Below are 26900 nucleotides of genomic sequence, written 5' to 3' on the forward strand. Positions count from 1 at the left end.
GCGAAGCCGTGGGCCTGAGGCGAGCGAAACGCCGCACCCTCACTGCTCGCCGATCCGCCGCAGGTCCAGCCGCGCGGGCGCCGGCAGAGCGGTCGCCGTCTCGGCCCGGAAGGCCTGGAGCAGATAGGCGGCCAGACGCCGGGACGCGGTGGCCGCCTCCTCGCCCGAGCCGACCGTGACCCCGCAGTTGGCGAGCAGCAGCAGGGTGACGTCACTCGGTTCGAAGTCCTCGCGCAACCCGCCCGCGTCCTTGGCCCGCTGGACGAGCAGGGCGAGGTTCTCCTCGGCCCGGGCGCGTTCGAGGGCGAATTCGGCCTGGCCGGGGAATTCCGTGAGGAACGCCTGTGTGAACCCCCGGTCCGCCGCCTGCATCAGGCAGACCTTCTCGATCACGGTGCAGAACCCGCGCCAGGGGTCCGGGTCCGCCAGCCCGTCGTCGAGAACGGACACACAGTGGCGGAGCTCCTCCGCGAACGCCTCCGTCACGAGCGACGCGCGGGTGGGGAACCGCCGGTACAGCGTGGCGACCCCGACCCCGGCCCGCCGGGCGATCGCCGCCACGGGGACGTCGATGCCCTGCACGCCGAACGCGTCGCGCGCGGCCCTGAGGATCCGGTCGCGGTTCTCCCGGGCATCGGCGCGCAGGCCGTCGACGGACGGCTTGTGAGAGGTCTGATCAGGCATGTTTCTCACTTCAGGCCAAATGGAGGGGGTCATCCGTTTAGCCGCTTAGTCTGCCGGACATGAACGACATGCGCGCCGCGCTCTACGACAGCTACGGCCCTCCCGAAGTGCTCTACGTCGGCAAGGTCCCGGTACCGGAACTCCAGCAGGGCCAGGTGCTGGTCCGCGTCCACGCGGCGAGCGTCAACGGCGGTGAGCTGTACGGCCGCGCCGGACGCGTCCGCCTGGTCACCGGCCGCACCTTCCCGCAGCGCACGGGGATCGACTTCGCCGGCGAGGTCGCCGAGGTGGACCCCGCCGTCACCGGCCTTCGCCCCGGCGCCCGGGTGTGGGGCGTCCTGCCCCGCACCTTCGGCAGCGCGGCCGAATACGTGGCGGTACGCCCCCGGAACCTCTCGTACGCCCCCGAGAACATCGGCCTCGTCGAAGCGGCGTCCCTCCCCGTGGGCACGACCGCCATCACGGCCCTGCAGGCCAAGGCGCGGCTGAAGGCGGGAGAGCGCCTGCTCGTGCGCGGTGCCAGCGGGGGAGTCGGCAGCATCGCCGTACAGCTCGGCAAGGCCCTCGGCGCCCATGTCACAGCCCTCGCGGGCACGAACAACCTCGACTTCGTCCGGGAGCTGGGCGCCGACGAGGCCCACAGCTATGCCACGACCGGACCGTCCGACCTGGGGCGCTTCGACGTCATCATGGACACCGTCGGTACCGAACTCCGGGCCTTCCGGCGGCTCCTGGCACCCGGCGGCCGCATGGTGTCCATCGCCTTGGACATCGACCACGCCGCCGCGAGCCTCGGCTACGTCCTCGCCTCGACGGCCCACGGCCGGGGCCGCGTCCGCGTCTTCAGCGGCAACCCGAAGCACGCCCTGTTCGCCGAACTGGCCCGGTACGTGGAGAGCGGGGCGATCCGCCCGGTTGTGGACACGGTCCACCCGCTCTCCGGGATCGCCGCCGCCCACCGGGCGCTGGAGGCGGGAGGCGTACGGGGGAAGCATGTGATCCAGGTGGTCTGAGACGCCCCGCACTCACCCAGCCGCCTCGAAGGACTTCTTCTCGATCAGCTTGCCGTCCTTGAAGCAGAACCGGAACGCCGGCTCCGTGTCCAGGCTGTCCCCGATCTCGGTCGAGAGCAGGGTGAGGCACTGCGAACCGTCGGGCTCCGGCGGTGCACCGCTGCCCGGACCGGTGTTCATGAACGAGTCGCCCTTGGGCAGTTCATCACGTACGGACTTCTCGGACCGGCCGATCGTCACGGCGTCGTACTGCTCGGGTTCGATCATCGTCTTGTCCGCCTCACGTACGAGGAACACCACGGCGACGACCGCCGCGATCACGAGCACGACGCCGACCAGGGCCGCCGCACCGCACCCGATGGCTATGCCGTTGCCCCTCTTGGTCCTGTTCACCGCCTTGGCCAACTCCTTCGGGAGACCGTTCCAGTCGGGGGCCGGATCGCTCTCACCCGCGGAGCCCGCCGGGTTCTGCGCCCGGAAGTCGTCCGGCGGAGCGACGAACGTCTTCCTCGCGTCACCGGACGAGGTGTACGGCAGGAGGCCGGCCAGCCGGAACCCACCGTCAGCCGTGGGGCCCGCGTGCACCATGCCGCCGACGAGCCGGGCCCGCTCCTCAAGACCGGTCAGCCCCTGGCCGCCACTCGCCACACCACCACGCACCGGCACACCCACAGGACCGTTGGCGACCTCCACGACCAGCGAGTCCGGCTCGTACCGCAGGCCGATGGTGATCGAGGCACCCGGAGCGTACTTATGGGCGTTGGTCAGGCCCTCCTGGACGACGCGGTACGCCGCGTGGTCGGCGGTGGGCGGGAGCGGGCGCACCTCGCCCTCTCGCTGGATCTCCACGTCCGTGCCCGCGCTCCGGGACGTCTCGGCCAGGTCGTCGATGCCTGCCACCCCACGTGACGGCGCCTCCGGCTCCTCGACGCCCGTGCCCTGAGGGCTCCCACCGGCGGGGGAAGCCTCCACGCCGTCCCGCAGCACACCCACCACGTCGCGCAGCTCGTGCATCGCTGCCATCGACGCCTCACGCAGCACACCGACGGCCTCACGCTGCTGCCCGGACAGCTCACGGTTCACCTCCAGCGCGCCGGTGTGCACCGAGATCAGCGCGAGCTGGTGGCCGAGGCTGTCGTGCATGTCCTGCGCGATGCGCTGACGCTCCAGCATCCTGGCCTGCCCGGCGATCATCTCCCGCTCGCGCAGGAGCTGGGCGTTGTACTCGTGGAGGGTGTCGCTCAGCGTCCTGCGCTGCGACCAGTAGCGTCCCGCGAGTCCCGGGACGAGGATCCCGACCAGGATGAACAGTCCGGCGACGGCCAGGAGCGACACCGACACGTGCGGAGCCCACGCGGCGGTCAGGCCGAAGCAGAGGACGTAGGCGAGACCGAAGACCCCGCACGCCCTGCCGAGGCCGTCGATCCGCCGCCCGGCCGACCAGGCGACGACGAGGAGCAGGGGCGCCAGTCCGAAGAACGGCGCGGAGCCTGCCGCGGTCACCAGGAGCACGGACGCGGGCAGCCCCCGGCGCAGGAGCGACAACAGCCCGGCCGCCACGCCGATGCCGACGGCCGGCGCCACGCTCGCGTCGTCCACGAGGCCGGCGCCCACTCCGAGCACCATGAGGGCCAGGCTCAGGAACGTCTCGCCCACGATGCGCTGGGCCGGCCACATCCCGGGCGCGAGAAGGGCTCGCCCCGGCGCGGTCGGCCAGGACGCGAGCCGCGCCCTCACCGCCGAGGGCGGAGGGGAGGGGTCTGGGGGGGCCATCGAGTCCACACGAGTCACGCGCCCACCGTAGAGCCCCCTGGCCCCGGCACCGCTGTCGCCGTTGCTCCCGACGCAGGACGACGAAAGTCGTTGCCTGTGTCGGCGTAATGCCTTCTTCAGGTGTTGGTCAGGGGCGTGTAACAGGGCTCAGCGATCTTTGCCGGAGTCGTTGCGTGTGTGATCAGATAACAAATGCCCGGGGAACCCCCGGCGCGTACCAGTGTTCTGCCCGGCCGGGAATCCACGGCCGTTGTGCGGAGTGCGAGGCGTATCAGCTGCGTCGCCCTTCCGGCCCCGTATCGACGCGGGCCGGGGCGGTAGGACGGATTTTTTGCGTGATGACACCGCGTCCGTCCCCCACCAGCGGCCGTGCGCCCTTCGGCGTGCGTGCCCTCAGGCGAAAGAGAGCGAAAAATGCGCAAGACCCTCATCAAGGCCGCAGTAGTCGGTGCCAGTGTCCTGGCGCTCAGCGGTATCACCGCCGGAGCGGCCCAGGCGTCGGTGCAGGGCCCGGATATCATGGGAACCGGCAGCTTCCAGGACTGTATGGACTGGGGCAAGGCGCTCAAGCCGAACGGCACGGTCGAGGACTTCGCCTGCATGGTGGGCTCCGAGCCCAACACGTACGAGCTGACCCCGTTCTACAAGGGCTGATCACCCGCAACTGACCGGCCCTTCCGGCTTCCCCGGCGGAGCGCGCCTGCCGGGGAAGCCGTCGGGGCCTGCTCAGTGGTGCTTCACGTCCGCGACGAAGGCGGACCATGCGGCGGCCCGGAACACGAGCGCGGGGCCGTCTGTCATCTTGGAGTCCCGGACGGGGACGACATCGGGGTGACCGTCGGCTACCTCAAGGCAGTTGCCGCCGCTGCCGTCGCTGTACGTCGACTTGCGCCAGGTGGCGACTTCGAGGCAGTCGCCGCCGTCGCCGCCGCTGTAAGAGGACTTGTACCAGTACGCAGCGGAGAGCCCGTAGTCAGAGCTGCTGATGTTCATACGAGTCATCCTCCGCTACGGATTTGATCATGGCCAGGGAATCTGCCGGTGACAGTGCGCTGGCCACCAGTAGATCGTAGGTCAGTTCGTACTTGCGGACCATGGGCGGCTCGTCGAGCAACTGTCCGGAACCCAGCCCGTCCAGGTACGCGAGCGGCGGCGCGTCCGAGAACGCCATGAGCTTCAGGCCGCCGCCCATGGCCGTATGGGCCCCGGCTGAAAACGGCAGCATCTGCACGATAATCCGGTGTTGTTGGACCAGCCTGGCTACATGATGCAGGGCCTCCGCCATCACTCCAGGCCCCCCGACCCGTCGACGTAGAACCGCCTCGTCCAGCACGACCCACAACATGGGCGTCGTTGGATCGGCCAGCAACTGCGCCCGTTCCAGCCGTGCCGCCACCAGTTCGTCGATCACGTCCTCCGTGGCCGTCGGCTGGTACGCCCGGAACACTGCTCGCGCGTACGTCTCTGTCTGAAGGAGCCCTGGAATCAGGAGGGGCGCGTACTCCCGGATCGTGGTCGCCAGGCGCTCCGCCTCCGCCGCCTCCGCGAAGTGGTCCGGGTACTTGGACTTCTTCAGGGCCGCGCAGTTCCGCACGAAGAACCCGCCCGCGTCCAGCACCTCGTCCAGCTTCTGGGCCTGGTCCAACTGCATGCGACGCGTACCGGCCTCCAACTGTCCGATGAAGGAGCCGCTGACGAACAGCGGGGCCCCCAGATCGTCCTGCGAAAGACCGGCCGCCTCCCTGCGGTGGCGGAGTTCAGCACCGAGGAGGGCGCGTGGCGACGACGAGGGATCGAGCTTCTTGGGTCCGGGCAAGGCGACTCCCTGTGACACATCTGTGGGTGTTGGAACTGCGCCTCTTCCACGGTAGCGGCGAATTGGACACGCTGTGTAGGCATAGCAACTACTCAGCGTGGAAATGGGGAAGATCATGATGACGGCTACGGAACGGCGCAAAGAAGCAGCGGGCAGAGTGCGGGCGGCGGAGGACGCGGTGGCGCGGCTGCGGGCCGGGCTCGCGGGGGTCGGCGTGAAGCTGCCGTCGCTGCGGATCGACCCGGTGTCCTGCGCGGGAAACGAGCCGGCGCCGCTCGTCGACCTCGGCCGGTGCTCGATCGAGACGGCGCTGCGGCTGAGCGCCCAGCTCGAAGCGAAGGCCGCTCATGACAGTTGAAGGGCTGGAGCCGTGTACCCCGGAGCCCGGGACGTTCGCCGTGGACGGGCGGGACGGCCGGGTGGGCCGGGTGATGGGCCGTGTCGGACCGTACGTACAGCTGCGCCCGCCGGGCGGCGGCGCGGAGTGGGACTGCCCGCCGGACGCCGTCCGGCCGGCCTCGCCGGGGCTCGTGCTGCGGGCCCGGGTGCGGGAGATCAACCGGGAGGGGAGGCTGCCGTGAGGGCAGCGTCCACACAGCGGCGGCTCGGTTCTCCGGCCGGGACGGGGAACTCGCGGCTCACCGCCGCACGAACGTCGATCTACGCTTCCACACCAGGCCACGGGAGAGAGGACCTGCGATGACCGCCGCGATGGTCGAAAGCGCTCAGGGCTCCGAAGGTCGCCCGTGGGAGTACCTGCTGCGGACCTGGCAGGGACTGGACGTGCCCGAGGGATGGCGCGCCGAGATCGACGAAGGGCAGATCGTTCTGGTACCGCCGCCTCATGCGCACCACAGCGGCATCGCCGCGACGGTGCAGCAGAGGCTTTACGCGAACCTCCCCGGGAAACTGGGGATCTACCAGACGCTCGGTGTGCACATCGCGCCTCTCGACAAGCTGTACGTCCCGGATCTCGTGGTGATGCCGACCGAGCTGATCGCATCCGCCGACCGGGAGACCAACGACCCGATGGATGCGTCGGAGGCGCTGCTGATCGCCGAGATCACGTCCAAGGGGAACGCCCGGGAGGACAGGACGAAGAAGTACCGCGCCTATGCGCGGGCAGGGGTGCCGATGTATCTGCTGATCGACCGGTTCGACACGCGAGGGGCGATGACCACGCTGTTCACCGAGCCGAACGAGGACGGAACGTACAAGCGTTCCGACGCCGCGCCCTTCGGGAAGCCCCTCCCGCTGCCGGAGCCCTTCGACGTCACCCTGCTCACGGCGGACTTTCCGGTCTGAACAGCGGGGCCGGCTCCGTGATGGGAGCCGACCCCGCCTCTGATCATGGTGCGTCAGGTTCACATGATGCGGTAGCTGTCGTAGTAGCCGCCGACCTGGGCGTGATAGCCCGGGTCGTCCGCGTGGTTGTGCTTGTCGAACTCCGGGGAGTCCTTTATCTGGTCCTTGGTCAGGTCGACGAATATCTTCTTGTGCTCCGTGTCGATCCCCTTGACCGTGCCTGCCGGAAGCAGGACGTCCTTGCCGAAGATCCAGACCCCGATGTCGACGACCAGGTAGGACGAGCCCACCTCGTCGGAGTGCTTGTCGACCTTGCCGATGCTTCCGTCCGTCGCCTCGACCGAGAATCCGGTCAGGTCGGCGCCTGCGGTGTGGCCGCTCGTGGGCTGGTAGCCCCACAGGTTGTCGCTCATATTACGGCTCCTTCCTAGACGGTTCAATTCGGCACGGCGAATCCGTCGTGATGAGGACGACTGCCGCTCACTATTTCGACTGCCCGTACTTTTCCGGCCCACACCCCCGCGAATTCGGCGAACGCAGAGAAACGCGGGTGGCGCAGGACCCGAAGGTCCTGCGCCACCCGCGTCGTTACTGGTCGAGGCCGTCTACCAGCGGTACCACCGGCCGCGCTTGCCGCCGCTTGCCGCCGGACGTACAAAGAATCCGATCAGCCAGACCACGAGCACGATCACCGCGATCCACCACAGTGCCTTGAGTGCGAAACCGGCACCGAAAAGGATCAGAGCGAGCAGGAGAACGAGAAGCAGGGGAACCATTGTTATCAACCTCCGAGACGTCTGGTGCCCGGCATCCAATTTCCTACACACACATGTTCCTGCGGAGGATTCTGCGGGCTTCTCGTGACCGTCGGCGGACGTCCGGTCAGACGCCCGCGGGTTCCTTCGCGGCGGTGTCGCCCGAGCCGGAGGCCGCGGCGGTGCCGGTGGCCGCGACCGTCGAGGGGGCCGGTTCCTGGGAGACGTTGAACTCGTCCAGCAGGGCCTTGCTGAAGCCGAAGAAGTACGTCGCCACGAAGCCCGCGACGTAGCCGACGAGGAGGCCGCCGGCGTAGATCGCGATCGTCGAGCCGAGGCCGTGGTTGCCGTCCAGGAGCGGGAACAGGGCCCAGCCGGACGGGCCGATGGCCGTCGAGCCGACCGAGTCGCCGAGCTGGTTGAACAGACCGACGAAGCCGCCGCCGAACGCGCCGCCCACACAGGCCGTGATGAACGGGCGGCCCAGCGGGAGGGAGACGCCGTAGATCAGGGGTTCGCCGACGCCGAGCAGACCCGCCGGCATGGCGGACCTGATGGTCTTGCGGATCGACTCGTTGCGGGGGAGGCGGAGGTAGACCGCGGCCGCCGCACCGACCTGTCCGGCTCCGGCCATCGCGAGGATCGGGAGCAGGACCGTGAAGCCCTGCTGCTCGATCAGCGTCGTGTGGATCGGGATCAGGGCCTGGTGGAGGCCCAGCATCACCAGTGGCAGGAAGAAGCCGCCGAGCAGGAAGCCCGCGCCCGCGCCGCCCGTGGAGAGCAGCCAGTCGGCGAACGTGCCGATGGCGGAGGAGACCTCACCCGCCACGTACATCAGGCCGAAGATCGTGACGAGGCCGGAGATCAGGACCGTCAGGGTCGGGGTGACCAGGACGTCCAGGGCCTCCGGCACCCAGCGGCGGCACCACTTCTCGACGTACACCGCGAGGACCGCCGCCCCGAGGGCGCCGAGGACGCCGCCCTGGCCGGGGGAGAGGGTCTGGCCGAAGGCCTCGATGTTCGCGACACCGGGGAAGACGATGATCGCCGCGACCGCACCACCGAGGATCGGCGTACCGCCGAACTCCTTCGCCGTGTTGTAGCCGACGAAGACCGCGATCAGGGCCATGAAGCCGGAGGCCATCGCCGCCAGGGCGGGGGTGACCGAGGGCAGCCAGCCGAGGTTCACCAGGAGGCCGTTGAGGCCGGCGATGATGCCGCAGCCGATCAGGGCGGGGATCAGCGGGACGAAGATGTTCGCGATCTTGCGCAGGAACAGCTTGAACGGGGTGGCGTTCTTCGCCTTCTGCTGCGCCTTGAGGGCCGCGCCCTTGTCGGCCAGCTCCTCGGCCGAGTGGACGGGGGCGGGGTCCTCGGAGGTACGGCCCTCCTCGACCAGCCGCTCGAACTCGGGGGTGACCCGGGCGACGGTGCCCGGACCGAGGACGATCTGGTAGGTGTCGTCGTCGACCACACCCATCACGGCGGGGACGGCCTTGAGGGCCTCGTCGTCGACGAGGGAACGGTCGTGCAGGCCCAGCCGGAGCCGGGTCATGCAGTGGGCGATCGAGCTGACGTTCGCAGCGCCACCGACGAGCGGCAGGATCGCGGCGGCAGTGGCGCGGTTCTTGTCTTCAGTAGCCATGGTGCGTGGTGCCTTGCTGTGCGGGGAGTGGTGCGTCAGGTGGTTCGGACAGCCGCGAGAGCGGCGCGGAGGTGGCCGTGGGAGTCGGCCAGGAGCGTGCCGGCGGTGGGGCCGTCGACCCCTCCGAGGATGGTGAGGATGGCGTTCTTCACCTCGCCGTCGGTGGCGGTGAGAGCTGCCTCGATCTCCTGGTCGGAGGCGCCGGTGGCGAGCGAGACGATCCGGCGGGAGCGGGCGCGCAGCTTCTCGTTGGAGGCGCGCACGTCGACCATGAGGTTCCCGTACGTCTTGCCGAGCCGGATCATGGTGATCGTCGAGAGCATGTTCAGGACGAGCTTCTGCGCCGTGCCCGCCTTGAGACGGGTGGAGCCGGTGAGCAGCTCGGGGCCGACGACGACCTCCAGGCCGTGTTCGGCTGCGGCGGCGAGCGCGGAGTCCGCGTTGCAGGAGAGGCCGATGGTGAGGGCGCCCCTGGTGCGGGCGTGCTCGACGGCCCCGATGGCGTACGGCGTGCGGCCGGAGGCGGAGATTCCGACCACCGTGTCGTCGGCGGTGAGACCCAGTCCGTCGAGGTCGGCGGCGGCCAGCTCCTTGCTGTCCTCGGCGCCTTCGACGGCCGTGACCATGGCGGAGGGACCGCCCGCGATCAGGCCGATGACCTCGGACGGGTCGGTGTTGAAGGTGGGCGGGCACTCGCTGGCGTCGAGCACACCGAGACGGCCCGCGGTGCCGGCGCCCGCGTAGATCAGCCGGCCGCCGCGCGCCATGCGCTCGGCGGTGGCGTCGATCGCGGCGGCGATCTGCGGCAGCCTCTCGGCCACGGCGGCGGGGACGGTGGTGTCCTCGCCGTTCATGATCCGGGCTATGTCCTGCGTGGGGAGCTGGTCGATCTCGGCGAGCTCGGGGCGGAACGCCTCGGTGGTGAGGGTGGCGAGCTGGGCGCGCAGTTCGCCGTAGCCGCCGGAGGTGTCGGCGTCGGTGCTGGGGTCGGTGGTGGAGGTCATGGACAGCGGCTCTGCTTTCTGATGCTCGTACGGTTCGCGGGTGCGGGTGCAGCCGGGGTCAGCGGCTGCGGGGGGTGTGGCGGTGGGCGAGCGCCTCGTAGGAGGCGGACAGGGCGGGCGCGGCCGTCTCGTACGTCTGCTGGGCGACCCCTATGAAGAGGCAGTCGACGACGAGGAGCTGGCTCGTGCGGCTCGACATGGCGGCGGGCCGCAGCTCGCTCTCCCGGGCGGTGGACGTGGTCAGCACGTGGTCGGCGTACTGCGAGACCGGTCCGTCGGGGCGGCCGGTGATCGCGATCGTCGTCGCGCCGCGGTCGAAGGCGACCCGGAGCGGCTCGATGACGTCGCCCGTGGAGCCCGAGTGGGTGATCGCGATCGCCACGTCGCCGGAGCGGAGCTGCACCGCGTTGGTCACGGCGAGGTGCGGGTCCATGTGGGAGTGGGCTATCAGGCCGATCCGGAGCAGCTTCTGGGCGAGGTCCTGGCCGACGAGGGAGGACGCGCCGACGCCGTAGATGTCGATGCGGCGGGCGGTCGCGGCGGCGGCCACGGCGGCTCCGAGCTGCACCGTGTCCAGGCCTGCGGCCGTGTCGGCGAGGGTCTGCTGCTCGTCGTAGGCGAGCTTCGTGACGACGTCCGCGATGGAGTCGTCGACCGCGATGTCGGCGGTCACGGCGGGCGCACGGCCGGACTGCTGGTGAGCGGCGAGGCCGGCGAGCGCGAGGCGCAGGTCGCGGTAGCCCGGGTAGCCGAGAAGCCGGGCGGTGCGGACGACGGTCGCCTCGCTCGTCCCGGTGAGCTCGGCGAGACCGGTGACGGTGAGGGCGGCGCACCCGGCGGGGTCCCCCGCGACGGCTTCGGCGACCCGCTGCATGGAACGGGTCATGGTCGGAGCGAGCGTCCGCACCTTGGCCGCGAGAGCCGCGGGGGCGGGCGGGGAGTCCGGATTGAAACTTTCCTTCACGTCATTGGTCACATCTGAAAGATATTTTCAGGGACGAATCCCGTCAACCCCTCTTTGGTCCCTACCTCTGAAGGATCAAGACCGGGTGTGCGTTCGGGCGGGGGACAATGGGGCCATGGAGTTGAACAGCCTGGAACAGGAGCTGCACACCGCGCGTGCGCTGGTGATGGCCGACCTCGTGGCGGGCGATGTGGCGGAGGCCGGAATCGTCTCGATGGTCGAGGACGCGGTGGTCCACCGGCGGTGGTGGGTCGAGCAGTGGCCCGAGGGCGTGTCCTTCGTCACGGGACTCGTGGCGCAGGACGTCCAGGACGCCCTTCTGGAGGAGTACGGGCGCTGGCCGCTGTGCCCCGTGTGCACGGAGGAAGGCCCGCACGCCCTGGACGTCGAGCCGGAGCTCGGACCCGACCCGCACTGGGTCTGCACGAAGGCGACGGTGTCCGTCGCACGGGTGGGCTCGCTCGGCGAGGTGCTCGGCCGGTGACCGTCTACATCGACCCGCCGACCTGGCCGGGGCACGGCCGTATGTGGTCGCACCTGGTCAGCGATGTGTCGTTCGAGGAACTGCACGCCTTCGCCGCCTCGATCGGCTGCCCGCCCCGCGCCTTCGAGCGCGACCACTACGACGTGCCCGAGGCGCGTTACGAGGACGCGGTGCGCGCCGGGGCGCGGGAGGTCGGGTCGAAGGAGATCGTGCGCCGGATCACCGACGCGGGGCTGCGGAGGCCGAAGGGGCGGCCTGCTCCGGGCTCCCCGGGCCTTCCTCGCTGACGGCCGCCGGGGCGCCGGCGATGCGCCGGGACGGCGTACCGTCGCCGCGCAGCCGCAGCGAGACCGTCACGGCCACCAGGCCGAGCAGCAGCATCGCGGCACCCGCCCAGGCCGTGGCGCGGAAGCCGAAGTCCGCGTCGATCACCGCACCGCCCAGCCAGGGTCCGCTCGTGTTGCCCAGGTTGAACGCGGCCGTGGCCGTCGCCCCCGCCAGCGTCGGGGCCACCCCCGCGACGTTGAACATCCGGGCGTTGAGCGCCGGGGCCGTGTAGAACGCGGACAGCCCCAGCAGGAAAGCCAGGACGACGACGGCGATCTGGTTCGATGCGAAGAGGGCCAGGGCCACCAGGAACACGGTCGAGGCGCTGATGCCGCTCAGCAGCACACCGAAGAGGTGTGCGTCCGCGACCCGGCCACCGATCGTCGTACCGATGATCGCGCCGGCTCCGAACAGCGCGAGCACCCACGGAACCCGGCCCGAACTCAGTCCGGCCACGTCCGTCAGCAGCGGCGCGAGATAGCTGAACGCACAGAACACACCGCCGGCCGCGAGCGCCGTGACCACGATGGACAGCCACACCTGGCGGTCCTTGTAGATCGCGGCTTCCTTCTTGATCTGCGGCTTCTCGTCCGGCAGCGGAATGCGCGGGATGCGGGTGACGACGCCGACCAGCGCCACGGCGGACGCGGCGCCCACCGCCCAGAACGCCGAACGCCAGCCGAAGCTCTCCCCGAGGAAGGCGCCCAGCGGCACCCCCAGCACATTGGCGATCGACAGACCGCCGATCATCACGGCCATCGCCCTGGCCCGCGCGTTCACCGGCACCATCGCGATGGCGACGGCGGCGCCCACCGCCCAGAAGCCGGCGCACGCCAGCGCGCTCACCACCCGGGAGACGAAGAGCACGTCGTACGTCGGTGCCAGCGCTCCCGCGATCTGGCCGAGCCCGAAGACCGAGATGAGCGCGATGAGGGTCGTACGCCGTGGCAGCCGCAGCGTGGCGACGGCCAGCAGCGGGGCCCCGACGACCATGCCGATCGCGAAGGCGGATATGAGGAGTCCGGCCTTCGGGATGGACACGTCCATGTCGTCGGCGATCGGCGGCAGCAGCCCGGACAGCATGAACTCACTGGTACCGAGGGCGAAGACCGAGAGGCCGAGGATGTAGACGGCCATCGGCATACGGGAGCGGCTGGAAACAGAGTCGGGCATGACAGTGGCCAACAGCGCTTTAGGCCCTGTCATTCCCCCGTCTCAGTGGGTGAGCAGCTCCAGCTCCGTGGTCAGGTTCTGCCGCGCCCTCGGCTCCCACTCCGCCGTCCCGTGCGGCGTGCGGAAGAGCCGGGGCAGCGCCAGCAGCTGCCGCAGGACGGCGGCCCGCCCCTCGCGGAACGCGTCGTCCGGGACGAAGCCGTACTCCTCCCGCACCTGCGCCGCGTACGCCGCGTACTCCCTCGGGGCCGCCGCCAGAATCGCCAGGTCCGCGTCGCACAGCACCTCGCCGTTGGTGTCACCGTCCGCCGGGTCGTGGGTGACGGTGAGCCGGACCAGCCGGGCGACCTCGGCGGTCGCCGCGTCGGGGACACCGGCCTCGGGCAGGGCCCGCTCGGCGAGCGCGGCGCTGCGCTCCTCGTTCTCGGAGCGGTCGGGGCGGTACACCGCGTCGTGGAACCAGACGGCGAGGCGCACCACGTCCGGGTCGGCGGCGTGGCCGGCCAGGGTGTCGACGCGGTCCAGGACCTGGGTGAGGTGAGCCGTGGTGTGGTAGCGCCGCTGGGGTTCGGCCCAGCGTTCCAGGAGGTTGTCGGCGTAGGGCAGCGGGTCGGGGCCCGTCCCGCCGCGTGCGGCGAGCAGGGCCTCGCGCCAGCGGCCACGGAGCGCGGGGATGTCGGACGTGTCGGGGGCGCTGTCGCTCATACGCCGAGGGTAGGACGTACGCCCCGCGCCCACGGCCCGCCCCCCCCCGCCGCTCAGTGACCTGGCGCCGTGTCCAGGGCCAGCGCCGCGTATGTCGCCAGCCAGTGGTCCGAGGAGAAGTCCCCGGAGGACACCGTCGGCAGGCCGAGCGCGAGATGGGCCTCGGCCGAGGCCAGGAGCGCGGTTCGGGCCGGGCCGGCCGGGAGCGCGCCGGCGATCGGGCGGAGGGCGGCCGCCCGGCTCAGGGTCAGACCGAGGAGGTGGCCGATCTGCGGATCGGCGTGGTCGGAGACCGTCGGCGGAACGAGCAGCGTGGAGTCGGGCGTGGCGGAGACCATGTCCGGCAGGAACGCGGCGATCCAGGTACGGAACTCCGCCACCGGCAGCACCCGCCGCATCGCGTCCGCCTCGACCAGGGCGGGGGAGAGGAAGTCCTGGCCGGAGGGTTCCCAGTGGGCAGGGGCGTCGTGGTCGTCGGTGAACCAGGCCTTCAGCCGGTCCGTCGCCGCGTCGAGTACGGGTGCCGGAAGCCCGGCGGCCCCGCCCGCGTCGAGGATCAAACCCAGGCCGAACGCGCTGTTGTTGTGGACGCCGTGCCGGACCGGGTACGTGGCCTTGGGCAGCCAGGCGCCGAGCAGGTCGCCCACCGCTGCGACCCCGGGCGCCAGGGCGTCGGCCCAGCGGTCGCCGTCGCGCGTGGCGAGGGCCCGGCACTCCCCGGCGAGCGCGATCAGCCAGGCCCAGCCGTAGGGGCGCTCGAAGTGCGGCCGGCCGCGCAGGTAGGACGCCTCGACGGCGATGTTCTCGGGGGTCAGATGGGTGTCGAGCACCTCACGGACACGGGTGGTGAGAGTGGCCGGCAGATCGCCGGTGGCGGAGAAGCGGCGCAGGATGCGGACGAGCAGCCAGTGCATGTGCAACGTGGAGTGCCAGTCGTAGCCCCCGTAGAAGGCGGGGTGCAGGGTGCGGGGCGCGACGAGTTCCTCGGGGCCGGCGTAGAGGTGGGCGGGTGCGTTCGGGTATTCGCGTACGACGTTGGCGAGGGCCAGTTCCGCGAAGGGGACGGCGTACGCGGCGGGGAGCGCGGGGGACATCGGGGTCACTCCAGAGGGTGGTTCGGGACGGAGGGCTCGGAGGGCTCGGAGACCCGGAAGGCTCGGAGGCCTCAGAAGGCGAACAGGGCCATGATCGCGATGTTGCAGACCAGCAGGGCCGCTGCCGTGGGGAGCTGGGCCTTGATCGGGCCGTACTGGTCCTTGAGTTCGAGGAGCGCCGCCGGGACCAGGTTGAAGTTGGCGGCCATCGGCGTGACGAGCGTGCCGCAGAAGCCGCACAGCATGCCGATCGCGAGGACGGCGGGGGCGCTGCCGTCCATCTGCTGGATGAGGACGGGCCAGCCGATCGCGGCGGTCATCACCGGGAACGCGGCGAAGGCATTGCCCATGACGATGGTGAACAGCGCCATGCCGCAGCAGTAGACGGCCACGGCCACGAACTGCTGGCCGTCCGGCAGCAGCGCCTCGGTGATCCTTCCGACCTGCTCCCCGACACCGGCGGTCTGGAAGATCGAACCGAGGACGGAGAGCAGTTGCGGGAGGAGCAGAGCCCAGCCCATCGATTCGAGCATGTTGCGGCCGGCGTGCAGCGGCACGGAGACCTTCCGCTCGCGCAGGAGCACCATGCCCACGGCCAACGCGGCGAGCGCGCCGACACCGAGGCCGAGAATGGTCTCGGACCCCGGCTCCAGGACCGGTTCACCACCGATCTTCCAGTTCTTCACGAGCGTCGCGCAGATCATCGCGACCACGGGGATGGTGAGGGCCGGAAGGAACAGCTTGTTGCCGAGACGGGCGGCCGAGGCCGCGCGCTTCTCGCGGGGAGGAGTGTGCGACTCCCCCTTGCCGGTGAGGCCGCAGCCGCCCAGGACGATCAGGACCAGGACGGCGACGCCCAGCGGTTCGGCGGGGAGGGACTTGTCGACCACTCCGGTGGAGTAGAAGAACGCGGCGCCCAGCAGACCCCAGAAGCCGGCGGAGCCGAAGCGCCTGGGGTTGGTGCGGTCCATGACCATCTGCGCTGCCATGACGAGGAACACCGCGCCGACCAGCCAGAAGAAGTACTCGGACTTGATCACTTGGCGTCCTCCGACCGGAGCTCGGTGTGCGCGGTCAGGGCGTTCTCGGCGGCGACGACGGCGAGTTCGCGTTCCAGCTGCCGGTCCAGGTTGAGCAGGCGGGCCCCGTGGATCAGGAAGGCGCAGATCGCGGAGGGGATCGCCCACATGGCCAGGTGCAGGGGTTCGAGGTGCTGGTCGTACGTGGAGTTCACGAAACCGGTGATCAGCAGGATCGATCCGATGGCGAGGAAGCAGTCCTCACCGAAGAACACCCCGATGGTGTCGGCGCCGGACGCGTGCGAGCGGACCTTCTCGCGCAGCTTCTGCGGCAGCGGACCACCCGCCTTTGTCTCGGCGGCGGCCTCGGCCATCGGGGCGATCAGCGGCCGCACACTCTGCGCGGGGCCACCGATGCTGGTGAGGCCTACGGCGGCGGTGAGCTGCCGTATCAGCAGGTAGAGCGTCAGGAAGCGGCCGGTGGTCAGCTTGCCCAGCTTGCCGATGAGGGTACGGGCCTGCTCCTGGAGCCCGTACCGCTCCAGAAGCCCGATGACGGGCAGCGTGATGACGAAGACCGTCACGGAACGCGCGGAGGCGAAGCTCTCCCCGAAGGAGGCCAGCACCTCCTGCGGGGACATCTTGCCGAGCAGCCCCGTGACGATGCCTGCGACACCCACGACAAGGAGGGGATTGCGGCGGGTGGCGAATCCGAGGATCACCACGAGCACGCCGAGGAGAACGATCACGCGTCGGCCTTCTTCCGCGCAGAGACGTGGCGGTGCACGGTCTGCTCAGACGGGGGTATTACGCGAGACCTTAAGGTCTTGTTCAACAATCCCACAAGGGTGTGAGCTACATCGATCGGAATCGGGCGATCCGGAAGGGGTGGGCGCTTCGGGGAAGGTGGGCGGGCTGTGGGCCCGAGAACAATCCAGGGCTACCGCTCGGTGAGGCGTTGTGCGTACGCCTCTGCCAGCTGGCGCCGGGAGTCCTCCAGGTAGAAGGCGAGCATTCGCTCGGCACCGACCGCGTCCCCCTTGGTGAGTTTGTCCGTGATCTCACGGTTGCGGGTGAGATAGGGCTCGTGGAAGCGACGGGGATCGGCCATCACGTGGAAGGCGAGCCGCAGTTCGGCGAGGACGTTGCGCATGAGTTCGTCGGTGCGGGGGCTGTTCGCCAGGCCGGCCAGCGCCTGGTGGAAGCGGATGTTGGCGGTGGAGCAGGCGGGCCAGTCGTCATGGAGCGCGGCCTGCTCGCCCGTCGACACCGCCGCCTCGACCGCCGCCAGGTCGAACGGAGGCTCGCCCAGGGCCCGCAGGGCCGCGCACTCGACGAGGAGCCGTACCCGGTAGATGTCGACCAGGTCGTCCACGGCCAGGATGCGGACGAAGACGCCCCGGTTGAGGCGGTGCTCCAGGAGGCGTTCGTGCGACAGGAGGCGGAACGCCTCGCGCAGTGTGTTGCGGGACACGGTCAGGGCGCCGCTGATGCTCTCCTCGGACAGGCGGCTGCCCGGCGGGAAGTAGCCTTCGGTGATCCGCTCCCGCAGGATGGCGGCGACCCGCTCGGCCGTACCGGACCGCTCCAGGGAGGCGCTGTGCGCCGCGAGTTCCGAGAGGTCCGGGGTGGAGCCGGTCCTCCCGCCGTTCGTTGTCCCCGCCATGCCCCGCCCCTTGCCTGGTGTTCCGTCGGCTGTGTTCAGTGCTCAGTGAACCGTACGAGTGTCTCGGGCGGTGGGCGGCCCCTTGTCAGATTGTTGAACGATCGCTAGCGTGCGCCCGTGACGGATCTGACGAGTGTGACGCGCGCGGCGCGGCCGATGGACCTCAACGCGGACCTGGGTGAAGGGTTCGGACGCTGGACCCTCACCGAGGACGAGGCGCTGCTGACCTGTGTCACCAGCGCCAATGTGGCCTGCGGCTTCCACGCGGGCGACGCCTCCGTGATGCGGCGGGTCTGCGACACGGCGGCGGAGCGGGGCGTGCGCATCGGGGCGCAGGTCTCCTACCGCGATCTGGCCGGATTCGGGCGGCGCGCCATGGACGTACCGGCGGCCGAGCTGACCGCCGAGATCGCGTACCAGATCGGTGCCCTGCGGGTCTTCGCGGAGGCGGCGGGCTCCACGGTCTCGTACGTGAAACCGCACGGTGCCCTCTACAACCGCGCTGTCTGGGACGACGACCAGGCCGCCGCCGTCGTCGAGGGAGTGCTGCTCGCGGGCGGCCGTCCGGCGGTACTCGGGCTGCCCGGTTCGCGGCTGCTCGACCATGCGGGGGCCGCGGGCCTGACCGCCGTCGAGGAGGCCTTCGCCGACCGGGCGTACACCCCGCAGGGCACGCTGGTGCCGCGGGGTGAGGCGGGCGCAGTGGTGCACGACGCGGACGAGGTCGTACGCCGCAGTGTCGGCATGGCCGTCGACGGCGCCGTGACCGGGGTGGACGGCAGCCGGATAGCTGTCGCGGCCCGGTCGCTGTGCGTCCACGGGGACACCCCCGGCGCCGCCGCGCTCGCGCTGCGGGTGCGGACGGCGCTGGAAGCGGCGGGCGTCGACGTAAGGGCGTTCGCGTGAGCGGCACCGGAGTGAGCGGCACCGGCATGGGCAGCACCGGTGCAGGCGGCACCGGAGTGGGCGGCGGCCAGGTGGGCGGCGTCCGGGTGCTGGAGGCCGGGCCCCGTGCCCTGCTCGTTGAGCTCGACTCCGGCGAGGACGCGGAGGCCTTCCACGCGGAACTGCTCCGCCGGCGGGCCGCCGGTGAGCTCCCCGCCGTACGCGAGATCGTCCCCGGCGCCCGGACGGTTCTGCTGGACGGGGTGGACGACCGGACGCTCGCGGGACGGATGCGGTCGTGGACCGTGCCGCCGCTGAGCCGGGGCGTGGGGGAGACCGTGGAGATACCCGTCGTCTACGACGGCCCGGACCTCGCCGATGTGGCCGAGGCGTGGGGCGTCGCCGTCGATGAGGTGGGGCGCATCCATGCCCGTACGGAATTCCGGGTGGCCTTCTGCGGTTTCGCGCCCGGCTTCGGCTATCTCACCGGCCTGCCCGCGCACCTGAGCGTGGAGCGCCGGGCCACGCCCCGCACCCGGGTGCCGGCCGGGGCACTGGCCCTCGCCGGCCCGTACACCGGGATCTATCCGCGCCCGTCGCCCGGGGGCTGGCAGATCGTCGGCCGGATGCCCGGACCGGAGGCCCTCTGGGATCCGGGACGCGAACCCGCCGCGCTGCTGCTGCCCGGGGCCCGCGTGCGGTTCGTGCCGCTGGAGGTGTCCGGATGAGCGCGGCGCTCGAAGTGGTCAGGGCGGGTGCCCTGACCACGGTGCAGGACGAGGGGCGGACCGGCTGGGCCCATCTCGGCGTCCCCAGGGCCGGGGCGCTGGACGCGCCGGCGCGGCGGCTCGCCAACCGGCTCGTCGGCAACGACCCGGACGCGGCCGTGCTGGAGACCACGCTCACCGGGTGCGCGGTCCGGGTGACCGGCCCCCGGCCGGTGCTCGCGGTCGTCGGCGGAGCGGGGTGCCGGGTCACGGTGGACGGTCGCCCGGTCGCGTGGGGCGCGCCCGTCCTGGTGCCCGCGGGCGCCGTGCTGGAGGCCGGCTCCGTGGTGCAGGGGCTGCGCGGCTACCTGGCGTTCGCGGGCGGCCTGGTGCCCGAACCGGTGCTCGGCAGCCGGTCCGCCGACCTGCTCTCCGGGCTCGGCCCGCCGGTCCTGCGCGACGGTGACGTCCTGCCGCTGGGCCGGCCCGGCGGCGCCCCGTGCGCCGGCCCCGTGCCCTGGCCGGGCGCCCCGGCCGAGCTGGTGCTGCCCCTGCACCGGGGCCCGCGCGACAGCTGGTTCACCGAGGAGGCCCTGCACACGCTGACGACCGTCGCGTACCGGGTCTCGGAGCGCAGCAACCGCATCGGGCTGCGCACGGAGGGGCCGTCCCTGCGGCGTGCCCGGGACGGCGAACTGCCCAGCGAGGGCATGGTGCTGGGCGCCGTGCAGGTGCCGCCGGACGGGCTTCCCGTGGTGTTCCTCAACGACCACCCGACGACGGGGGGTTATCCGGTCGTGGGCGTGGTCGCCGAAGCCGCGCTCGCGGGGGCGGCGCAGGCGGTCCCGGGGACACCGGTGCGCTTCGTGCGCGCGTGACGGGACGCGGATTCAAGGGCCCGACCTGCGGCCATCTCCACGTTACCGAAGCGTAACTTACCGACGAGTTACCTCAGGTAACGCCCCGGTGCTAGCTTGCGCGGACATTCATCGGAGCAGAGCGAGGAGTGAGCCGTGAGTCCGCGCAAGACCACCCGTTCGAGCTCGACCGTGAGTACCACCGTGAACACCCCCCGCACCCTTGGGCCCCGTCGGCCGGGACGTCGTACGGGGCGCCTGCTGGCCGCGTCGGTGGCCGCCGCCTGTCTGGGAGCGGTGGCCGTACCGGCCTCCGCCGCCGAGTCCGCCGGGACGGAGCCGGTGGTCTCCCGGGGGGTGACCATCCCCGACTTCTACAACCCGCCGGCGCAGCTGCCCTCCGCCGACGGGTCCCTCGTCCGTACGGAGGAGCTGCCGCTCGGGCTGAGCCTCCCCGGCCTGGACGGCCGTCAGATGCCCGGCACCGCGACCCGGCTGATGTACAAGTCCACCGACGCGGGCGGCGGGCCCGTCGCCGTCACCGGTGCGTACATCGAGCCGTCCGCCGAATGGAAGGGCGGCGGCGACCGCCCCCTGGTGGCGCTGGCCTCGGGGACCATGGGCCAGGGCGACCAGTGCGCCCCCTCGCTGTCGCTCCAGCACCCGCTGACGATCGGCGCGGGCACGGTGTCCATCGGCTACGACAACATCGCCGTCTACCGCCTTCTCGCCGCCGGTACCGCCGTCGTCGTCACCGACTACGCGGGCCTCGGTGCGACGGACCGGCTCCACACCTACGTCAACCGTGTCGACGAGGGCCACGCCCTCCTGGACGCGGCCCGCGCGGCACGCTCCGTCGACGGCGCCTCGATCACCCCTGAGTCGCGGGTCGGCCTCTACGGATACAGCCAGGGCGGCGGAGCCAGCGCGTCGGCCGCCGAACTGCAGCCCTCGTACGCCCCCGACGTCAATCTGGCGGGCACCTACGCCGGAGCGCCGCCCGCCGATCTCACCGAGGTTATGAAGGGCATAGACGGCAGCGCCCTGGCCGGCGCGCTGGGCTGGTCGATCAACGGCTTCGCCCAGACCGACCCCTCCCTGAAGGCGGTCGTCGAGGCGAACATCAACGACGTGGGGAAGGCCGCGCTGAAGGACACCTCGACCATGTGCGTGGGCGACGCGATCCTCGGCTACGCCTTCACCGACAGCAAGAAGTGGACCGCCGACGGCACGTCCCTCGCCGACATCATCGCGGCCGAGCCGAAGCTGCAGGCGATCCTCGCCCAGCAGCGCATCGGCAACCTGAAGCCGGCCGCCCCGGTGCGGCTGGCGACCGGGGTGCATGACGACATAGTCGGGCACAGGCAGGCCAGGCAGCTCGCGGTGGACTGGTGCGGCAAGGGCGCGAGCGTGACGTACGCGGCCGTCCTGCTGCCCAACCTCGGCGACAAGATCCTCACCAACCACCTCGCCCCCTACCTCACCGACCAGGGCAGTGCCATCTCCTGGATGACCGACCGCCTCTCCGGCAAGAAGGCCACCTCCAACTGCCGGTCGATGCCGCTCCAGCCCTGACGTCCCCCGTCCCGTGACCCCTGAGGCCGCGGCGCGTCCGGTCACCGGATGCCGCCGCGGCCTCGCGTATCTTCACGCATGCGTCCACGTCGGGAGCTGCGCCTCGGGTGGCTGACCCGTAGTCTGGTTTATTGGACTAGACCTGTAGTCCGTGCCGCTCCGAAGGATGGGAACACCATGAGCAACCGTGCACTCCTGGAGGTGATCGCTCTCGACGCGGAGGACGCGGTCGCGGCGCAGGCGGGCGGTGCGGATCGCCTCGAACTGGTCACCGACATGGCGGCCGACGGCCTGACGCCCCCGCTCGCCGTCTTCGAGAGCATCCGGGACGCCGTCGGGATCCCGCTGCGGGTCATGCTCAGGGTCGCGGACGGCTTCGCGGCCGGTGACATCGCCGTCCTCGTGGAGAAGGCCCGCGCGATGCGCGCCGCGGGGGCCGAGGAATTCGTCCTGGGCTTCCTGGACCAGGACGGTCACGCCGACCTGGTGGCCGTCGAGCGGCTCGTCGCCGAGCTGAACGGCTGCCCGTGGACCTTCCACCGCGCCATCGACCGCGCGGCCGACCGCGACGTACTGCGCAAGCACCTCGCCGACCTGCCGGGCCTGGACACCTACCTCACGGCGGGCTCCCCCAGCGGTGTCGACGCGGGCTTGGAGACGCTGATCGCCGAAGCGGAGCGCTCGGACCTGCCCGGTTACGAACCCCGGATCATGGTGGGCGGCGGCCTGCGCCTTGACCATCTGCCGCAGCTACGCGCGGCGGGCGTCGAGGCCTTCCACATCGGGGGGGCGGCGCGGCCCGGCGGCTGGTCGGGACCGGTCGACGAGGCGGCGGTACGGGAGTGGCGCGACGCCCTGGACGGGTGAGCGGCCACGCGCCGTGGCCCCGGGCCGGTGATCACCGGCCCGGGGCCCTGGACGGCTCCTCGCCGTCAGTGGTTCTGCCCGGCCTGTCGGCGTCGGCGTCGGCCCTGGGCCACCGCCCCGGCGGCGAACATCAGGGCGGCGCCGGTCAGTGAGACCGCCGTCGCGGCGGGCAGGTAACCGGCCGAGGAGTCCTCGGCGGAGGCCACCAGGCCGGCCTCACCGGCCTCTGCGGCATGCCCGGCGTGCTCCGCGTGGGCCGGTGCCGCCTGGGTCCCGGTCCTCTCCGCGGTCGCCGCCAGCTCGCCCGCCGACATCTGGGCGCCGTTCATGCCGGTGACCTCGCCGCTGCCGCCGTCGAAGACGACGTCGGAGCAGGAGTAGAAGTTCTCCTGGCTGTCCGAGCGGATCCAGTGGATGAAGATCATGTGCTTGCCGGTCTTGCCCTGCGGGAGCTGGAGGTTCCAGTAGTAGTTGCCTCCGTCGGAGCCCGCGCCGCCCGACTGCGGCGGGTTGTCCACGGTCTGGGTGAGCGTCAGGTCGTCCCACGCCAGGGGCTGGTCCGGCGACCAGCCGTCGTTGGTGATGTAGACGTTGAACTCGCCCGGGTGGGCCGCCCAGTTGCTGTACTTCACCTCGGTGGTGGACCCCGCGGTGAGGTGCGTCGTCGGCCAATCGCTGCGGGCCGCGTTGTACGAGGAGAAGTCGTACGGGCCGTTGTGTCCGCCGCTGCAGAGCTCGCCGTCGGGGATGTAACCCGTGGTCTTCCCGCCGCCGTTGGAGTCCAGGACCCCGAACCAGTTGTACAGCGGCGTGGTGCCGGTCTCCGCGACCGCGGCGGCACAGGCCGGGTTGGACGGGGTCTGGTTCCCGCTCGCGACCATGTCCTTGTAGCAGAGGTAGCTGCGTGAGCCGGGCTCCATGGCGACGCCGTGAGCGGACGCGGGGGAGGGCAGACCGGCCAGGGTGAGGGCCAGGAGGCCCGCTCCCAGGAGGCTCAGAGTGCGAGGTGCGCGCAGCTGGGCCTTTCTCCGAATGATGTTTCGCATGGGCATGAGGTTGATCTCCTTCGGGATTCTCTGTTGGGGCAGATGACCCTGGTGACCCCGCCCGCGCGCATGGAGCGGCGAGCGTCGGAGAGGGGAGTGCCGGGCGGTCCGTTGCCCGGTGACCGACCTGTCGTCGTGGCGTGCGGGTGGGGGGAGAGGGGCTCGTGGGAGCGCTCCCAAAAACGTAGCGCGCACGGGGTGGTCTGTAAACGCCCTGTGCAACGACTGCCTCAACTTCTCGCACGGACGACCGGGAACTGATCGCTGTCCCCGCTCGTCACTAAGAGTAAGCAAATGGACGGGGAGTGGAATCATGTCGGTCACGCTGGGCGAAGAGATCATGCTGCTTTCCCTGGACGACGAGTCCGGAGCGGCGAAGGACCGGCAGACGGCCGGATGGGCGGTCGCGGGCGGCATCCTGCTCGAGCTCGTCCTGGCGGGGCGGCTCTCGGTGGACGGCGGCCGGCTGTCGGTGACCGACCGCGCGCCCACCGGTGTCGCCCTGCTCGACGAGCGGCTCGCCCTGATCGACGCCTGGGCGGCGAAGAAGAGCAAGCCGCCCAAGGTGACGGACTGGCTGACGAGAGACCACGGCAAGGCGGTCGGCGCCACCATCGAGAGCCTGCGGGCGCGTGGCCTCGTGAGCGAGGAGCAGCGCAAGGTGCTGGGTCTCTTCCCGGTGCGCCGCTATCCCGAGGCCGACGGGGCGCCCGAGGCGGAGCTGCGCGAGCGTCTGGCCTCGGTGGTGCTGCACGGCGCGGATCCGGACGACCGCTCGGCCGGTCTCGTCGCCCTGATCCACGCCGCCAAGCTGCATCGCCTCGCGTTCCCCGAGGTGCCGGCGCGGGAGGTGAAGCCGCGCATGGAGAAGATAGCGGAGGGCCAGTGGGCGGGCGAGGACGTCCGTGCGGCGATCCGCAACATGCAGGCGGCGATGGTGGCGGTCACCGTCGCCACGACGGCAGCGGTGACCTCCTGACCTCCTGACCTGACCTGACCCGGCCCGTCTCAGCCCGCCTCCTCGCGTGCCCGCCCCCTCGCGTGCCCGCCCCCTCGCGTGCCCGCCCCCTCGCGTGCCCGGTCCCTCGCGTGCCCGCCCCCTCGCGTGCCTGCCCCCGTCAGCCGAGTTGCTCCGGCAGCGGTGCCGCGTGGAGGACCACGAGGCCGGAGACCGCGCGGGTCAGGGCCACGTACAGGCGGCGCAGGCCCGTGCGTTCGTCGGGTTCGCCGTCGACCACGGCCGCCGGTTCGTCCAGCACCACGTAGTCGTACTCCAGCCCCTTGGCCAGCGAGGTGGGGACCAGCGTCAGCCGGGACGCGGCGGTCGTCTCCTCGCCCGGCGAGAGATACGCGTGGCCCGCAGCCTCCAGCGCCGCCGCCAGGGCCGGGATCCGGGCGTCGGCGGCGATCAGGCCGATCGAGCCCTCATGGCGCAGCGACTCCCCGCACGCCGCGACCACGGCGGTGTCCAGCTCCCCGGCCGTCGTCACCTCGCGCACCGCGAGGGAGCCGGGCGTCTCACGCACCGACTCCACCGGGGCGAGGCCCGGCGAGATCGAGGGGAGCAGCCGCGAGGCGTACGCGATCACCTCGCGCGGCACACGGAAGCCGGCCGTGAGCTCCTCCACCACCGCGTCCGTTTTGCCCAGATGGAACAGCGCCTGCTCCCAGCTCCCCGTCGACCAGGGCGTGGTCCCCTGCGCCAGGTCGCCGAGCACCGTCGCGGAGCCGGTCGAGCAGCGGCGGCCCACCGCGCGGTACTGCATCGGGGACAGGTCCTGCGCCTCGTCGATGACGACATGGCCCAGCGAGTGCGTCCGGGCCACCAGGTCGGTCGCCTCGTCGATCAGGACCGCGTCCGCCGCCGTCCACTTCGCCGACTTCACACTGCGGGCGGGCCTGGCCATCAGGATCCGCTTCTGCTCGTCGCCGGTGAGGATCCCCTCCGCGTGCGCGGCCAGGAACTCCGCGTCCGTCAGGAGCCGCAGCACGAGCTTCGCCGGCTCCACCGCCGGCCAGACGGCCTTCACGGCCGCCTTCACCGCCGGGTTCCGGGCCACCGCGTTCTGCACCCGGTCGTCCGGGGCCTCGCCCGCCTCCTCCATCCGTACGAGGACGGCGTGCGCGATGCGCTGCGGGAGCGCCTCGTGGGCGGCGCCGTACCGCATGTCGCGGGCCAGCAGCTCGCCGGCCATCTCCTCGACCTCGTAGGCCGGGACCCGCCAGCGGCGGGAGCCGCGCACCACCACGACCGGCTCCGTCGGGGGTGTCACGTGCGAGCGGATCGCCCGGCGAAGGACCTCCGCCATCCGAGCGTCGCCCTTGATCACCGCGGCGGCTGCCTCGTCCGTGGAGCGCACCTCGACGCGCGCCGCCACCAGGTCCTCGACGGTGGCCTGTTGCACCTCCAGCTCGCCCAGCGCGGGGAGGACCTGCTCGATGTAGTGGAGGAACGACCGGTTCGGGCCGACGACGAGGGTGCCGGTACGGGCGAGGCGCTCGCGGTGCGCGTACAGGAGATAGGCGACACGGTGCAGACCGACGGCCGTCTTACCGGTCCCGGGACCTCCCTGGACGCAGACCGTCCCGCCGAGATCACTGCGGACGATCTCGTCCTGCTCCGGCTGGATCGTCGCCACGATGTCGCGCATCGGGCCGACACGGGGCCGCTCGATCTCCGCCTGGAGGAGCTTGCTGGTCTGCTCGGTCTCCGCCGGGTCGGTGAGGTGCTCGTCCTCGTACGCGGTGAGCTCGCCGCCGGTGTAGCCGAAGCGCCGGCGGTGGTCGACGTCCAGCGGGTTGTTCCTGGAGGCCTGGTAGAACGGCTGGGAGACCGGCGCGCGCCAGTCGATGACCATGGGATCGCCATGGGCATCGTGGACATGGCGGCGCCCGATGTAGAACCGCTCTCCCTCCGTGCCCTCCGCCTTCTCGGCGCCGACCACGTGCAGATAGTCGAGACGTCCGAAGAACAGCGGGGTGTGGGAGAGGTCGGCCAGCGCCTTGATGCGGTCGTCGATCTGCGCCTGGAGGACCGCGGCGTTGACCCAGTTCGCGGTGACGTCGCGGATGTCGAGTGCCTGCACGTCCTCACGCATCGCTCGCAGCGCGGCACGGGACGCGGCGAGATGCGCCCGCTCCCTGACCAGTGGATTGCTTGAATCTTCGTGCGCGGGCACGGTGTTGCCTCCGGCTTTTCGACGCAGGACGGCGGACAGGGCTCACCGCCCGGTCCGCTCGGGGACGTTCACACACAGATGCGCACGCGGGTGGGCGCGTGCGGCTGTTGTCGGCCGGTTTCCGTCCGGTCGGCGGCGCTCCCCCGGCTGCCGGCCGCTCGAAGGGCTGGCCGGTACCACGGTGCGGGAGGCGGGCAGACCGGCGATTGTACCGACCGTCGCCCCCGGGTGCGAACGAATTGATCGTGGAGCCCGGCGGATCCGAGACGGCGTTCTTCCCGTAAGGGGACGGCGTCCTTCCCGTAGGGGACGCCGTGCGACTTTCGGCCGACCCGGGCCCCCGCACACTTCGGCCGG

At 71.3% G+C, this 26900-nt stretch carries 30 protein-coding genes; 13 read left to right on the top strand and 17 right to left on the bottom strand.

The window, feature by feature from the left end; all coding sequences use genetic code 11:
• Window positions 1–39 precede the first annotated feature (39 nt).
• Entirely contained in the window at window positions 40–684 is a 645-nt protein-coding gene (locus ACIREO_RS09030) for a TetR/AcrR family transcriptional regulator (RefSeq protein WP_404106818.1), read from the bottom strand.
• A 59-nt stretch (window positions 685–743) separates the two neighbouring features.
• Here ACIREO_RS09030 and ACIREO_RS09035 point away from each other — a divergent pair, with 59 nt between their 5' ends.
• Window positions 744–1697: an NAD(P)-dependent alcohol dehydrogenase gene (locus tag ACIREO_RS09035; protein WP_404106820.1), complete on the top strand. Its 954-nt coding sequence runs from the start codon at window positions 744–746 to the stop codon at window positions 1695–1697.
• 12 nt (window positions 1698–1709) lie between these two features.
• On the opposite strand, the gene ACIREO_RS09040 is transcribed toward ACIREO_RS09035, so the two are convergent.
• Entirely contained in the window at window positions 1710–3374 is a 1665-nt protein-coding gene (locus tag ACIREO_RS09040) for a sensor histidine kinase (RefSeq protein ID WP_404107514.1), read from the bottom strand.
• 510 nt (window positions 3375–3884) lie between these two features.
• On the opposite strand from ACIREO_RS09040, the gene ACIREO_RS09045 reads away from it, so the two are divergent.
• Window positions 3885–4124, top strand: a complete 240-nt coding sequence (locus ACIREO_RS09045) for a hypothetical protein (protein WP_404106822.1) — start codon at window positions 3885–3887, stop codon at window positions 4122–4124.
• 72 nt (window positions 4125–4196) lie between these two features.
• On the opposite strand, the gene ACIREO_RS09050 is transcribed toward ACIREO_RS09045, so the two are convergent.
• Together ACIREO_RS09050 and ACIREO_RS09055 are read right to left on the bottom strand one after the other, a co-directional pair.
• The gene (locus ACIREO_RS09050) at window positions 4197–4463 is read right to left on the bottom strand and encodes a DUF397 domain-containing protein (protein ID WP_404106823.1); all 267 of its coding nucleotides are present in this window, start codon (window positions 4461–4463) and stop codon (window positions 4197–4199) included.
• Window positions 4444–5286, bottom strand: coding sequence for a Scr1 family TA system antitoxin-like transcriptional regulator (locus tag ACIREO_RS09055; RefSeq protein WP_404106824.1), 843 nt, complete (start codon window positions 5284–5286; stop codon window positions 4444–4446). Before ACIREO_RS09055 ends, ACIREO_RS09050 begins: the two co-directional genes overlap by 20 nt.
• Window positions 5287–5404: 118 nt before the next feature.
• On the opposite strand from ACIREO_RS09055, the gene ACIREO_RS09060 reads away from it, so the two are divergent.
• The 3 genes from ACIREO_RS09060 to ACIREO_RS09070 all read left to right on the top strand — a co-directional run bounded on the left by ACIREO_RS09060 (window position 5405) and on the right by ACIREO_RS09070 (window position 6591).
• On the top strand, window positions 5405–5644 hold the full coding sequence (locus ACIREO_RS09060) for a hypothetical protein (protein WP_404107516.1): 240 nt from the start codon (window positions 5405–5407) through the stop codon (window positions 5642–5644).
• A complete protein-coding gene (locus ACIREO_RS09065) occupies window positions 5634–5867 on the top strand; it encodes a hypothetical protein (protein ID WP_104787917.1) in 234 nt (77 codons plus the stop codon). The genes ACIREO_RS09060 and ACIREO_RS09065 overlap by 11 nt, the downstream gene beginning before the upstream one ends.
• 118 nt (window positions 5868–5985) lie before the next feature.
• Window positions 5986–6591, top strand: a complete 606-nt coding sequence (locus tag ACIREO_RS09070) for a Uma2 family endonuclease (RefSeq protein ID WP_404106826.1) — start codon at window positions 5986–5988, stop codon at window positions 6589–6591.
• A 59-nt stretch (window positions 6592–6650) separates the two neighbouring features.
• On the opposite strand, the gene ACIREO_RS09075 is transcribed toward ACIREO_RS09070, so the two are convergent.
• The 5 genes from ACIREO_RS09075 to ACIREO_RS09095 form a co-directional block, all read right to left on the bottom strand.
• Window positions 6651–7004, bottom strand: a complete 354-nt coding sequence (locus tag ACIREO_RS09075) for a PRC-barrel domain containing protein (protein WP_404106828.1) — start codon at window positions 7002–7004, stop codon at window positions 6651–6653.
• Window positions 7005–7196: 192 nt separating this feature from the next.
• Complete coding sequence (locus ACIREO_RS09080) at window positions 7197–7367, bottom strand: hydrophobic protein (RefSeq protein WP_104787922.1); 171 nt, start codon at window positions 7365–7367, stop codon at window positions 7197–7199.
• A gap of 106 nt (window positions 7368–7473) precedes the next feature.
• Window positions 7474–8991, bottom strand: a complete 1518-nt coding sequence (locus ACIREO_RS09085) for a PTS transporter subunit EIIC (RefSeq protein WP_404106829.1) — start codon at window positions 8989–8991, stop codon at window positions 7474–7476.
• A 35-nt stretch (window positions 8992–9026) separates the two neighbouring features.
• Window positions 9027–9995, bottom strand: a complete 969-nt coding sequence (murQ, locus tag ACIREO_RS09090) for an N-acetylmuramic acid 6-phosphate etherase (RefSeq protein WP_404106831.1) — start codon at window positions 9993–9995, stop codon at window positions 9027–9029.
• A gap of 58 nt (window positions 9996–10053) precedes the next feature.
• Complete coding sequence (locus ACIREO_RS09095; RefSeq protein ID WP_404106832.1) at window positions 10054–10971, bottom strand: MurR/RpiR family transcriptional regulator; 918 nt, start codon at window positions 10969–10971, stop codon at window positions 10054–10056.
• 103 nt (window positions 10972–11074) lie between these two features.
• On the opposite strand from ACIREO_RS09095, the gene ACIREO_RS09100 reads away from it, so the two are divergent.
• Both ACIREO_RS09100 and ACIREO_RS09105 read left to right on the top strand, forming a co-directional pair.
• Complete coding sequence (locus tag ACIREO_RS09100) at window positions 11075–11443, top strand: hypothetical protein (protein WP_404106834.1); 369 nt, start codon at window positions 11075–11077, stop codon at window positions 11441–11443.
• Complete coding sequence (locus ACIREO_RS09105) at window positions 11440–11730, top strand: DUF4031 domain-containing protein (protein WP_404106836.1); 291 nt, start codon at window positions 11440–11442, stop codon at window positions 11728–11730. The genes ACIREO_RS09100 and ACIREO_RS09105 overlap by 4 nt, the downstream gene beginning before the upstream one ends.
• Here ACIREO_RS09105 and ACIREO_RS09110 read toward each other — a convergent pair.
• The 6 genes from ACIREO_RS09110 to ACIREO_RS09135 form a co-directional block, all read right to left on the bottom strand.
• Window positions 11663–12913 (bottom strand): Cmx/CmrA family chloramphenicol efflux MFS transporter, encoded by a 1251-nt coding sequence (locus ACIREO_RS09110; protein ID WP_404107517.1) that lies wholly within the window; start codon window positions 12911–12913, stop codon window positions 11663–11665. The two genes, ACIREO_RS09105 and ACIREO_RS09110, sit on opposite strands and share 68 nt — an antisense overlap.
• Window positions 12914–12985: 72 nt before the next feature.
• Entirely contained in the window at window positions 12986–13648 is a 663-nt protein-coding gene (locus ACIREO_RS09115; RefSeq protein WP_404106837.1) for a hypothetical protein, read from the bottom strand.
• A 53-nt stretch (window positions 13649–13701) separates the two neighbouring features.
• Complete coding sequence (locus tag ACIREO_RS09120) at window positions 13702–14742, bottom strand: DUF2891 domain-containing protein (RefSeq protein ID WP_404106838.1); 1041 nt, start codon at window positions 14740–14742, stop codon at window positions 13702–13704.
• 71 nt (window positions 14743–14813) lie between these two features.
• On the bottom strand, window positions 14814–15782 hold the full coding sequence (locus ACIREO_RS09125; RefSeq protein ID WP_404106840.1) for a DUF979 domain-containing protein: 969 nt from the start codon (window positions 15780–15782) through the stop codon (window positions 14814–14816).
• Window positions 15779–16510, bottom strand: a complete 732-nt coding sequence (locus tag ACIREO_RS09130; RefSeq protein ID WP_404106842.1) for a DUF969 domain-containing protein — start codon at window positions 16508–16510, stop codon at window positions 15779–15781. Before ACIREO_RS09130 ends, ACIREO_RS09125 begins: the two co-directional genes overlap by 4 nt.
• A gap of 191 nt (window positions 16511–16701) precedes the next feature.
• On the bottom strand, window positions 16702–17427 hold the full coding sequence (locus tag ACIREO_RS09135; RefSeq protein ID WP_404106844.1) for a GntR family transcriptional regulator: 726 nt from the start codon (window positions 17425–17427) through the stop codon (window positions 16702–16704).
• A gap of 156 nt (window positions 17428–17583) precedes the next feature.
• Here ACIREO_RS09135 and ACIREO_RS09140 point away from each other — a divergent pair, with 156 nt between their 5' ends.
• The 5 genes from ACIREO_RS09140 (at window position 17584) to ACIREO_RS09160 (ending at window position 22318) form a co-directional block, all read left to right on the top strand.
• Window positions 17584–18333, top strand: coding sequence for a LamB/YcsF family protein (locus tag ACIREO_RS09140; protein WP_404107519.1), 750 nt, complete (start codon window positions 17584–17586; stop codon window positions 18331–18333).
• A gap of 26 nt (window positions 18334–18359) precedes the next feature.
• Window positions 18360–19040 (top strand): allophanate hydrolase subunit 1, encoded by a 681-nt coding sequence (locus tag ACIREO_RS09145; RefSeq protein ID WP_404107520.1) that lies wholly within the window; start codon window positions 18360–18362, stop codon window positions 19038–19040.
• Window positions 19037–19897, top strand: coding sequence for a biotin-dependent carboxyltransferase family protein (locus tag ACIREO_RS09150; protein ID WP_404106845.1), 861 nt, complete (start codon window positions 19037–19039; stop codon window positions 19895–19897). Before ACIREO_RS09145 ends, ACIREO_RS09150 begins: the two co-directional genes overlap by 4 nt.
• 135 nt (window positions 19898–20032) lie before the next feature.
• Complete coding sequence (locus ACIREO_RS09155) at window positions 20033–21451, top strand: lipase family protein (protein ID WP_404106847.1); 1419 nt, start codon at window positions 20033–20035, stop codon at window positions 21449–21451.
• Between the two features lie 177 nt (window positions 21452–21628).
• Window positions 21629–22318 carry a copper homeostasis protein CutC gene (locus tag ACIREO_RS09160; RefSeq protein WP_404106849.1) on the top strand — a complete coding sequence of 230 codons (690 nt, stop codon included), beginning with the start codon at window positions 21629–21631 and terminating at the stop codon, window positions 22316–22318.
• A gap of 65 nt (window positions 22319–22383) precedes the next feature.
• Here ACIREO_RS09160 and ACIREO_RS09165 read toward each other — a convergent pair whose 3' ends face one another.
• Window positions 22384–23364 carry a lytic polysaccharide monooxygenase gene (locus ACIREO_RS09165; protein WP_404106850.1) on the bottom strand — a complete coding sequence of 327 codons (981 nt, stop codon included), beginning with the start codon at window positions 23362–23364 and terminating at the stop codon, window positions 22384–22386.
• 313 nt (window positions 23365–23677) lie between these two features.
• Between ACIREO_RS09165 and ACIREO_RS09170 the strand changes: the two genes are divergently transcribed.
• Window positions 23678–24343, top strand: coding sequence for a GPP34 family phosphoprotein (locus tag ACIREO_RS09170; RefSeq protein ID WP_404106852.1), 666 nt, complete (start codon window positions 23678–23680; stop codon window positions 24341–24343).
• 139 nt (window positions 24344–24482) lie between these two features.
• Here the strand turns inward: ACIREO_RS09170 and ACIREO_RS09175 are convergent, their stop codons facing one another.
• The gene (locus ACIREO_RS09175; RefSeq protein WP_404106854.1) at window positions 24483–26543 is read right to left on the bottom strand and encodes a HelD family protein; all 2061 of its coding nucleotides are present in this window, start codon (window positions 26541–26543) and stop codon (window positions 24483–24485) included.
• Window positions 26544–26900: the final 357 nt, after the last annotated feature.

The organism is Streptomyces sp. NPDC102441, assembly GCF_044765585.1.
Lineage (GTDB): Bacteria > Actinomycetota > Actinomycetes > Streptomycetales > Streptomycetaceae > Streptomyces.